This is a genomic window from Mucilaginibacter sp. SMC90, from assembly GCF_022811725.1.
In the GTDB taxonomy this organism is placed as follows: Bacteria; Bacteroidota; Bacteroidia; order Sphingobacteriales; family Sphingobacteriaceae; genus Mucilaginibacter.
In genome coordinates this window covers 3,203,916-3,214,960 of the sequence record NZ_CP094527.1, presented here as the reverse complement: position 1 = coordinate 3,214,960, position 11,045 = coordinate 3,203,916, and the positions used below count along the sequence as shown (strand labels likewise).

Sequence of the window (11,045 nt, the reverse complement as noted above, 5' to 3'; positions counted from 1 at the left end):
CTTGACTACTACTAACCTATACGATACAATCCCGGTTGAATTTGATCCTTTTGAAGGGCCCGAACTTTGGGCTATTAGTCCTTCAACCGAGTCTCAATTAGAGATCTGGGCATCCTGCATTATTGGCGGCGATGAAGCTAATTGCGCATATAACGAGTCTTTTTCACTGCAGCTTTCGGGACAGCTTGACCAGGAAGCCATGCTTGAAGCATTGCAGGAGATCACTAATAGGCATGAATCCCTGCGTTCGGCATTTAGTGCTGATGGTAAGTCTATTTGTATTTACAGAGAATTACCACTCGATTTTAAATTTGCCGACATGTCGGAACGAAGCGTTGCAGAACAGCAATCATTCATTACCGAACAAAATAACCAAAACGCTTTTACGCCCTTTGATTTGGTTACAGGTCCATTATTTAAAGTACAGCTGATCAAATTAGGCGAAACAAAACATAGGCTTACCTTTATAGCGCATCACATCATTTGCGATGGTTGGTCTATAGGGATAATGATGCAGGATTTAAGTAAGCTCTATTCTGCTTACACAAAAGGAGAATACATCCAATTGCCTGAAGCTGCCCTATTCAGTGATTATTCAAATGAGCAGGAATTATTTGCTGATAGCCAGCAATATAAAGATAACGAACAATATTGGTTAAACGAGTTTAAAGGCAGTAATTACCAGTTTGATTTACCTGCCGATTTACCGCGGCAGGCAGTACGCACCTATAAAAGCAACCGCCTTGATTTTGATCTTGATAAAAACCTTGCTTCGGCCTTAAAACAATTGGGTAAAGCAAATGGCAGCAGCTTTGTAACCACATTACTGGCCGCATTTGAAGTTTTTTTACAAAGAGTAACCGGGCAGGATGAGATCATATTAGGTCTACCTGCTGCAGGCCAGTCGGCTACGGGTAATTACCGCCTGGTAGGTCATTGTGTTAACCTGCTTCCATTAAGGAGTTATCCTGCAAGCAACCAATCATTCCGCAGCTATCTTAAGCAACGCAATTCAACTATACTTGATGCATATGATCATCAATTATACACATTTGGCGAGTTGCTTAAAAAATTAAGTATTCCACGCGATGCATCACGGGTCCCTTTGGTACCGGTGATGTTTAACATTGACATGGGTATGGATGATGATGTTGATTTTTACGGATTAAAACATCATTTAACCAGTAACCCAAGGGAGTACGAAAGCTTTGAGATCTTTGTTAATATCTCGGGACGCGATGAAGCATTTGTATTGGAATGGTCATACAACACACAGTTGTTTAGCGAAAAAGCTATCCGCCATATGATGGATGAATTCAGCTTTTTGCTTAACGAACTGGTAAATGCCCCCGATTCTCTCATTGGCGCGATTCCTGCCTCAAACCGGGCTGATTTAATCAAAAAGCTAAAGCTTTGGAACAATACCGAGGTTGCTTATCCGAAAGATAAAGCCTTGTATCAGCTCATAAACTGGCAAAGTGATTCAATAGCGGTAAAATCTAAGGATCAGTCGTTTACATACAAACAGTTAAACGAAACCAGCAACCAGTTAGCGGCCTTATTGATTGACAGAGGCGTTAAAAAAGGAGATAAAGTTGCGTTTGCTGTTGATCGCTCGATAGAGATGCTTACGGTTATAATAAGCATCATGAAGGCCGGCGGTATTTACGTCCCGCTCGATCCGCAGTTCCCGCTGGAGCGTATTAATTACATGCTCAGCGACTCCAAAGCGGTTGTGCTTTTAATTTCTGAAAACTATAAAGGTAATTACCAGTCAAATGCTGCTGAACTCATCTTAGAGCGTGAATGGGCCAACCTGTCGGGTTATAGCATTGACACACCGGCGGTTAACGTTACGGGCAATGATCTTGCGTATATCCTGTACACATCGGGTTCAACAGGCATGCCTAAAGGCGTACAGATCAATCAGTATAGCCTTGTCAACTTCCTTTACAGCATGCAAAAGGAACCGGGTATAACGGCTGATGATAAGCTATTAGCTGTTACCACTATCAGTTTTGATATAGCCGGTTTGGAATTGTTTTTACCGTTACTGAGCGGGGCACAGGTCGTTATTGCCGATACAGCCACCGCAAAGGATGGTCGCGCACTGCTTGATATTATCCGTTCGGAAGCTATAACAACCATACAGGCTACTCCATACACGTGGCGCATTATGCTTGAAGCGGGTTGGGATGCCTCCACACCTGTAAAGGTGATTTGCGGTGGCGAAGCATTGCCAAAAGAACTGGCAGAAAGGATACTTGGAAAAGCAACCTCATTATGGAATGTTTACGGCCCTACTGAAACCACCATTTGGTCAACCATTAAAGAAATCAGGGCAGAAGATGCAGCGATAACCATTGGGCGTCCCATTGATAATACTTCAATCTATATTTTAGATAAAAATCTTAATCCACTGGGTACCGGCACTATAGGCGAAATTTTCATTGGAGGTGATGGCCTGTCAGCAGGTTATTTAAACCAGCCTGAACTTACAGCCGAAAAATTCATCGCCGATCCATTTTCTGATCAGGCAGGTGCAAAAATATACCGCACCGGCGATTTGGGCAGGTTTATGGAGAATGGAGAGATCGAATGTCTCGGCCGTGCGGATGCCCAGATCAAGATCCGGGGTTATCGTATCGAAACCGGCGAAATAGAATACCATTTGATCAACAAACCTGATGTAAAACAGGCCGTAGTTGTTGCCCAACCCGATAGAAATGGTATTAACAAGCTTGTTGCTTATATCGTTATAAACCACAACTACATTACCGAAGATGAGTTTATCCTCATAAAAAACTGGCGGGCTTCGTTAAAAAATTCCCTGCCGGATTATATGGTACCTGATGATTTTATCATTATAACTTCCATCCCGCTTACACCAAATGGCAAGGTTGATAAAAAGGCACTTATTCAAAACAATGTAATACAGCCTGTCGAGAGTGACAATTTATACGTAGCGCCACGTACAGACGTAGAGAAGATGATCGCCGACATTTGGAGCGAATTTTTAGGTATAGAGAAAATAGGCGTTTACGATAACTTTTTCCAATTGGGGGGCCATTCACTCATAGCGGTACAGGTAATGACCCGCATTGAAAAGCTCACGGAAAAACGATTGCCTTTAGCTGCGCTTTTTGAAAACTCTACGGTAGAGAAGCTGTCCCTCATGCTTGAAATGGATGGCAAATCCATCGTTTGGGATTCGCTTGTGCCTATAAAGCCAACCGGCAATAAAATGCCTTTATACATTGTACACGGTGCCGGCCTTAACGTGCTGCTCTTTAATGCCCTTGCTATAAATATGCATCCGGACCAGCCCGTTTATGGGTTACAGGCCAAAGGGCTTAACGGCATAGACGAACCGCTAACAGATATTAAAGATATAGCCGCGCATTATATATCGGCTATACAGGCTCAAAACCCTAATGGTCCATATGCACTTGCGGGCTATTCATTTGGCGGTATAATAGCTTATGAAATGGCTGTCCAATTAGAAGCCCTGGGTAAAAAAGTAAAAATGCTTGCCATGTTTGATACTTACGCATACCGGTCGCCGTTTTTTGATCCATGGCTCACTATGCAAACCAAGCGTGCCAAATTCTTTTTACGAAAACTGAGGTACAACCTCCTTACCCCCGAAGGACTATCACAAAACATAGCCGGCAAAACAAAAAACATTAAGCGCCATGCAACAAGGCTTTTATGGCGTTTTAAGAAAAATGAACAGCAGGAAGGTTTCTTCGGCTATTCAAATAAAATAGATGAGACGAACCAGCAAGCCGAACGCAACTATCAACTGAAGCCTTACAACATCTCAATTGAATTGTTCAGAGCCAATACCCATACTTTTTACATGGATGATTTTGAATATCTCGGCTGGCGTCCTTACGCTTTAAAAGGGATTAACGTACATCCTATCCCAGGCGAACATAATTCTATATTTAAAGCACCCAACGACAAGATCTTTGCAAAAATTTTGCAAAATTGCCTCGATGAAGCGGCTAAAAAATAGGCTATGGGAATAGTAAGGGTTGAAGTACTGGATCTTGATACTGTTGAATGGCGGCATAGTACCAACCTTAACCTTACCATAGGTGATCATGCAGATGTATGGAGAGTTAAAATTAACGATCATCTTTCACTTATCGGCAAGCTTAAAAAATTGTTGCTGCCTGATGAAATAGCCCGGGCAGGCAGATATTACCAGGAAAAAGACAGGCACCGTTTTATAGTAAGCCGTGCTTCGCTAAGAGTTATTTTGGGCTGGTACTTAAATCAAAAACCTGAAGATATCCGTTTCCAAACGGGGACTAATAAAAAACCGTTTGTAGAAACTGCCGGCATTGCTGTTAATTACAATGTATCCCACTCTGACGAATGGGTAACCATTGCCGTTTCTGAAACCGCCGTTGGTATCGACACAGAAAAAATCGACCCTTCTTTTGACTATAGGGAGATCCTTACCGACAATTTCAGTGAAGATGAAATCAGTTTCATCAACCAAAATAACCCGGCAGAAAAATTCATTTTGCTTTGGACACGTAAAGAATCAATAACAAAACTAACAAGCCAGGGGCTGGATGAACGTATTAAGCACATTCCATCTTTAAACGGTGATCATAAAATAAGCGACGAAATAATCCATTCATCTCAAGCGATAAAGCTTGTAAGTTTCAAGCTTGACAACAGCAATTTAGCTACGCTGGCTTATGAGCATGAAGATTTGATCCCTATTCTGTTTCTTGATATTGATCTTACTTTGATTTAAACAAACCGTATTTAAGGATACAGTAAATAGCCCTCACCCCATCCTTCCATCCTATCTTTTTTCCTTCTTCATAGGTACGGCCATAATAGGAAATACCTACCTCATAGATCCTGATGCGGGGTATCCGTGCTATTTTCTGAGTGATCTCCGGTTCAAAGCCGAAACGTTTTTCGGTAAGTTTTATTGATTGGATCACTTTGGTATTAAACAATTTGTAGCAAGTTTCCATATCGGTAAGATTAAGATTTGAAAACCAGTTTGAAGCAAATGTAAGCCACCTGTTACCTATGGTGTGCCAAAAAAACAGGATCCGGTGCGGGTTACTCCCCATAAACCGCGAACCATAAACCACATCGGCAAAACCTGCTACAACAGGTTTCAACAAGTCATTATATTCTGCAGGATCGTATTCAAGGTCGGCATCCTGAATAATCAGGTAATCGCCGGTAGCTTTAGAAATGCCCGTATGCAAGGCTGCTCCCTTGCCTTTGTTTACCTCATGCTTAAAGTATTGGATATTAACTTCGGGATTACCAAGTTTGTATTTATAAATGGCTGCTTCAGTATCATCCTTTGAGCAATCATTTACAATGATCACTTCTTTTTTAATATCATTAATAAGGTTTACCTCCTTAATTTTATCTAAAATTAAATGTATGGTGTTACCTTCGTTATAAGCCGGGATGATAATTGATAATTTTTGTATCGTCATTTATTGTATTATTGCCTGATAGATTTTTGCCGCAATTATAGTTGTATAAACCTGAACTGGCGTAATATTTTAATATTTAGTAATGCAATTTGTGCTAAAACGAGCTAAAAGTTATTTAAAAAAGCCTAAAGTAATCATCTCGCTTTTCTTTTTGTTTGTTTTAACCCTGATATTCTGGTTTTGTTTGCCCAAACCCCTATTTAATAGTCCAACTTCTTATGTAATTGATGACGATCAGGGCCAGTTGCTCGGCGCATCGATAGCAAACGACGGGCAATGGCGCTTTCCTTATAATGCCGATGTACCCGAAAAATTTAAACAGTGTATCATCACTTTTGAGGATAAACGTTTTGAACATCACCCCGGCTTTGACATTGTTGCTTTTAGCCGGGCAATCAAACAAAACCTGAGTTCAAAAAAAGTAAGCAGCGGCGGCAGTACCATCACTATGCAGGTGATCAGGCTTACAACTAAACATAAACGCAATATCTGGAACAAACTCAAAGAGATTTTCATGGCCCTGCGCCTTGAGGTAACTTACAGTAAAAGCGAGGTATTAGCTTTATACGCCAGCAATGCCCCTTTTGGCACCAATGTTATTGGTTTGGATGCTGCCTCCTGGCGGTATTTTGGCCGTAGCCCTGATAAACTTTCCTGGGGCGAAATGGCGGCTATGGCAGTGCTGCCTAATTCTCCCTCACTTGTACACCCCGGTAAGAACAGGGCTACATTGCTTCGCAAACGAAATTCACTATTGGATAGGCTTTATAAAGCTAAAATTATCGATAGTACAACTGCGGCCCTCGCCCGGCTTGAACCAGTTCCCGACCGCCCCATGCCTTTACCGCAACTTGCACCTCACCTGCTGCAACGCTTTAAAGCCGATCATCAGGCTGAGCCCGAAGGTGATACCCGAATTACGAGTAGTATTAAATCATCACTTCAACAACAGGTTAACGATATCCTTGAACAGCACCACAGTTTGTTGAAAGCCAATGACATTAATAACATTGCCGCCATTGTACTTGATGTGGAAACTGGGGCTACCCTTGCCTATGCCGGGAATATAGCTCACCGCGAAGACCCGCAGATGGAAAGTGATGTTGATGTAATAGATGCGCCGCGAAGCCCCGGAAGTACTTTAAAGCCGTTACTTTACGCCGCTATGCTGCACGATGGTTTGATACTGCCCAACAGCCTGATCCCCGATGTACCAACAATGATTGCGGGCTACCACCCTGAAAACTTTGATTTGGGCTATGATGGTGCAGTACCGGCTTCGCGTGCATTATCCCGTTCGCTGAACGTACCCGCAGTTAAAATGCTGCAGCAATATAAGTATGAACGCTTTTATGACTTTTTGCATAAAGCAGGTATCACAACCTTAACCAAACCTGCTGATCATTATGGCCTATCATTAATTTTAGGCGGCGGGGAAAATACCCTATGGGAGCTAAGTGGTGCTTACGCTGATATGGCCCGTGTGCTTAATCATTACAACCAAAATAACGGTAAGTACACACCGACGGATTTTCATAATCCTGTTTATGAAAAAAAAGCAAGTACCAGGCCTGCATTTCAAAAGTCGGGATTGTTGGATGCGGCGTCTGTTTACTACACCTTTCAGGCTATGGAAGAAGTGATGCGCCCTGGCGAGGAAATGCTTTGGCAGCAATTTAGCTCAAGCCAGCGGGTGGCGTGGAAAACAGGCACAAGTTTCGGCTTTCGTGACGGTTGGGCTATTGGGGTTACGCCCAAATATGTAGTTGGCGTTTGGGTTGGCAATACCGATGGTGAAGGCAGGCCGGGATTAACCGGGATCAATACCGCTGCCCCTGCCCTGTTTGAGATCTTCAGGCTGTTACCCGTATCCCGCGACTGGTTTGAGATGCCTGTTGGTGAAATGGTAAAAATAAATGTATGCAGGCAAAGCGGTTACCGTGCCGGGCAATACTGCCAGGATATTGATGAACAATATGTACCCAAAAGCGGGTTAAAAGCACCTGTTTGCCCATACCACCAGTTAGTCCATCTATCGGCCGATGCCAAATGGCAGGTAAATGGAAATTGCGAGCCTCCTGGTAACATCCTTAATAAAAGCTGGTTTGTGCTGCCCCCATCTATGGAGTACTATTACAAAGCCAGGAGTTACCAGTACCATGTGCTCCCTCCCTTCCGTACAGATTGCACACAGGCCGAAAACGGCAATGCGATGGAAGTGATCTATCCTAAAAATGGTGCTAAAATATATGTACCCCTTGAAGCCGATGGTACCCGTGGCCGCATGATCTGTAATGCAGCTCACCGCCAGCCCGGGATGAAGATTTTCTGGCACCTGGATGATCAGTACGTTGGCGAAACCAAAGATTTTCATCAGATGGCCTTGAACCCGCCACCGGGCAAGCATCTCCTCACCTTGGTTGACGGCAATGGCAACACCACAAGCATAAGTTTTGAGGTATTAAAAAAATAACTTAATAAAACCCCGGCCTCACCCAACGTTTACGCTGATTGATTCGATGATGTAATAAAATCATAAATCAATCAAAATGAAAAAACTAACCTATTCTATCGTAACTTTCTTACTGGCTTTTTTTATTGTAACCGGATGTACTAAAAAAAATGATGCTATCAGTGATCCTAAAATCACGGCCAACAATAACTTAAAAACATCCGGCGACACTATTGTTAAAACACCTCCCGATACGGCACAGCTTGTTGCACTAACAGGCGATAAAATCACGTTAGCGCCGGGGTATTATCAAAATGCAGCAGGTGATAGCGTGGGCATTTCATTTAATGCGGTGACAACTAACCGCTATTGCTCAAACGGCTTATTAAAATTTCATAATATACTGGATGCCAACTACAATTTCCTTATTGATTTCCTCAATGTACAGGAACCATTGGTTTGCCACGGAACCGGCGATATCCCAATGGTTGCGGCTATAAGCTTTCAAAGAAGCAATCTGGTAAACGGCAGTCACCCGTTAAAAGTAACGCTTAACGGTACAACCTATACCGGCAACATCATCATATCAGCAAATGCCATCAACTTCGACTGGAATTACTCGTCAGGTGTAGTAATATCACCCAAAACCTTATCACGATAAGCAGATTGATCAAAAAACTGATCATGATGAGTTTGCAGCAGCAGGCTTATCATGATCGGTTTATCATGCAATATCATTTAACCGAAAAACAATTTGAAAAAAAATCTACATTTCACCCAACGTTTGATGCTTTGTATCCGAAGATGTAATTACAATCATTTAAACGTGATTTTTTTGAATGAACCTAAGCAAGAAGCAAACCGAGAGGCTGGTAAAAGGATGCATAAACAACGACCGAACGGCGCAGGAAGCCCTGTATAAATTATTTCATGCCGAAATGCTTCGCGTTTGTTATAGTTATGTCCCTGATAAAGAGCTGGCTAAGGAGGCCTTTAACAACGGGTTTCTGAAAGTTTTTCAATCTATAAATAACTTCGATACCGATAGAGGCGAATTAGGTGGATGGGTCAGGAAAATTATGATCTACACCTCGATAGATCTGTGCAGAAAGGAACTAAAATTTAACACGGTAAGTTTTGACGTTCAGGAGCATGACGATTACTTCATTTCTCCGTCTGCACTGGAAAAACTTTATTTCGAAGACATCCTCCAAAGCATCCGTACGCTGCCCCTTGCTACACAAACCGTTTTCAACCTATCAGTACTTGATGGGTTTACACATAAAGAAATAGGCGAACAACTTGATATCAGCGAAGGCACATCCCGCTGGCATTTGGCCGAGGCAAAAAGAAAATTAAGGGAGCTACTTGAACCAGGCAGCATCCGGTCGAAAGAAAGGAGTGAAATAAAACGATGAAAGATTTATTTAAAGACCCCGATCTTTGGCGGCAAAAACGCAACGAGCTACCCGTTGATAGCGAACCGCAAAGCGGATGGCAGGAAATGCAATCTATACTTGACAAACATTTGCCGCTTTTGCCTTTAGCACCCGCTCCGCATGTTTCAAAAGTTGCAAAAGTTATCAAAGCTATCAAGGCGATGAAAGCCACATCGGTATTGGTAACGTCATTAACAATAGCTACTGTTACCGGCACAGCCATTTATGTTGTTAAAACCAGGCAGCATAAGCATGTAGTTCATCACCAGCCTCACAAAAACAAGCAGACCATTGAGCGGGATAGCGCCAATAGAAGTTTTACTGAGCCGGATACGGGCGCTGATAACTTACAACAGGCATCAAAAGAGTTGATAGCATCTGTAAACAAAACAGATAGCACCAATAAAGCACCTGGCTTCAGTGCAATTGATAACAGCAATCCTAAAGCAACAGGTACTGCATCAAAAAAAAGTAAATCATTAATCAACAGGCAAGGTGGTAACAATAACAGTGCCCTGGCACCATCCACCGTTCACATAGGCCACAACACCAGAAATTATATAAATCAGCAAAGTGGTAACAGGCAAATCCCCTCAGCCAACCCAACCATGCAACAGGGCTTAACTTCAGGCACGAACGCTGTCCCATCAAGCAATTTACCTGAAGATGAAACGCAAAATACCAGCCGTGCAAGTAATGCCAGCTTATACCTTTCGGTCAACGCAGCAAATATTGCCCAATTATCAGGAACCAACAATAACTCGTTGAAGCAACCTCAAATATTCGCTGATCAACCATTATCAAACTTTATAATAGCTGATCAGTATCATCAGGCTGAAAGGGGCAGCGTCAATCAAATCAAAAATTCGGTCAGCAAAAACAATGCGGCTAAAAATCCATCAGCAAAAAATGCTAAAGTAAAAAAGTTTAAAACAGCAGCAGCACGGCCATTATCAGCCATATTCGCCAATGTAGACTGGGGCATTTTACTGGGTGCAAACTCATCAGGAAGCTTTACGCCAGGGGCTCAAAATCATAATATATATGGCAGCTTCCCTCTTGATATCTATCCGGGAGTATTTGGCACCTATCATTTAAACGAAAAATGGGCTATAAATGCCCAGATGCGCCTTCTAACACCGCTCAACTTAAGCGGATCATATGACAATAAAAATTTCAGCAATGTTGATTCTGCACAATTTGTTAAAGTAACCGATTCACGTAAAGCTTATTTTGTGAATATCCCTATCCATTTGATGTACAAGATCAACAATAACATCAGTGTAAAAGGCGGGCCTGTTATTAACCTTCCCGTTAAACAGATCAATGCGAACACAAGTTTGCAACGGTTAGATATCAATCTTGATACTGCTTACTTCGCTAACACCCAAAACAAAATAAAAACTACCCGTTATGATCAAAGGATAAATTTCGGGCTATCAGGCGGTCTTAGCGTTCAATTCAACCGGCTGATATTTGAAGCATGGTATCAAAAAAGCCTTAGCGGCTATCGGGTTATTTCTGATTTTGGTAGTTATAAAAGTAATCCCGGTTCGTTACAGATTAGCGTGGGTTTCAAATTAAACAACTCAAAGCATCATTAAAATACCATATTTAAAAATTGACATAGCGCACAAAGTTGCGGCGGATTTAAAATAAAAACTA

The 11,045-nt window shown here is 42.2% G+C and carries 7 protein-coding genes; 6 read left to right on the top strand and 1 reads right to left on the bottom strand.

Annotated elements, in window-relative coordinates:
• Position 1: 1 nt before the first annotated feature.
• Both MTO98_RS13595 and MTO98_RS13590 read left to right on the top strand, forming a co-directional pair.
• On the top strand, positions 2-4,021 hold the full coding sequence (locus tag MTO98_RS13595; RefSeq protein WP_243487193.1) for an amino acid adenylation domain-containing protein: 4,020 nt from the start codon (positions 2-4) through the stop codon (positions 4,019-4,021).
• A 3-nt stretch (positions 4,022-4,024) separates the two neighbouring features.
• Positions 4,025-4,777, top strand: a complete 753-nt coding sequence (locus MTO98_RS13590) for a 4'-phosphopantetheinyl transferase superfamily protein (protein WP_243487192.1) — start codon at positions 4,025-4,027, stop codon at positions 4,775-4,777.
• On the opposite strand, the gene MTO98_RS13585 is transcribed toward MTO98_RS13590, so the two are convergent.
• Positions 4,764-5,489: a glycosyltransferase family 2 protein gene (locus MTO98_RS13585; RefSeq protein WP_243487191.1), complete on the bottom strand. Its 726-nt coding sequence runs from the start codon at positions 5,487-5,489 to the stop codon at positions 4,764-4,766. The two genes, MTO98_RS13590 and MTO98_RS13585, sit on opposite strands and share 14 nt — an antisense overlap.
• 82 nt (positions 5,490-5,571) lie before the next feature.
• On the opposite strand from MTO98_RS13585, the gene pbpC reads away from it, so the two are divergent.
• From pbpC to MTO98_RS13565, 4 genes are all read left to right on the top strand, one after another.
• On the top strand, positions 5,572-7,962 hold the full coding sequence (gene pbpC / locus MTO98_RS13580) for a penicillin-binding protein 1C (RefSeq protein ID WP_243487190.1): 2,391 nt from the start codon (positions 5,572-5,574) through the stop codon (positions 7,960-7,962).
• 76 nt (positions 7,963-8,038) lie between these two features.
• Positions 8,039-8,602, top strand: a complete 564-nt coding sequence (locus MTO98_RS13575) for a hypothetical protein (protein WP_243487189.1) — start codon at positions 8,039-8,041, stop codon at positions 8,600-8,602.
• Positions 8,603-8,780: 178 nt separating this feature from the next.
• Complete coding sequence (locus tag MTO98_RS13570; RefSeq protein WP_243487188.1) at positions 8,781-9,359, top strand: RNA polymerase sigma factor; 579 nt, start codon at positions 8,781-8,783, stop codon at positions 9,357-9,359.
• The gene (locus MTO98_RS13565) at positions 9,356-10,984 is read left to right on the top strand and encodes an outer membrane beta-barrel protein (RefSeq protein ID WP_243487187.1); all 1,629 of its coding nucleotides are present in this window, start codon (positions 9,356-9,358) and stop codon (positions 10,982-10,984) included. The genes MTO98_RS13570 and MTO98_RS13565 overlap by 4 nt, the downstream gene beginning before the upstream one ends.
• Positions 10,985-11,045 lie beyond the last annotated feature (61 nt).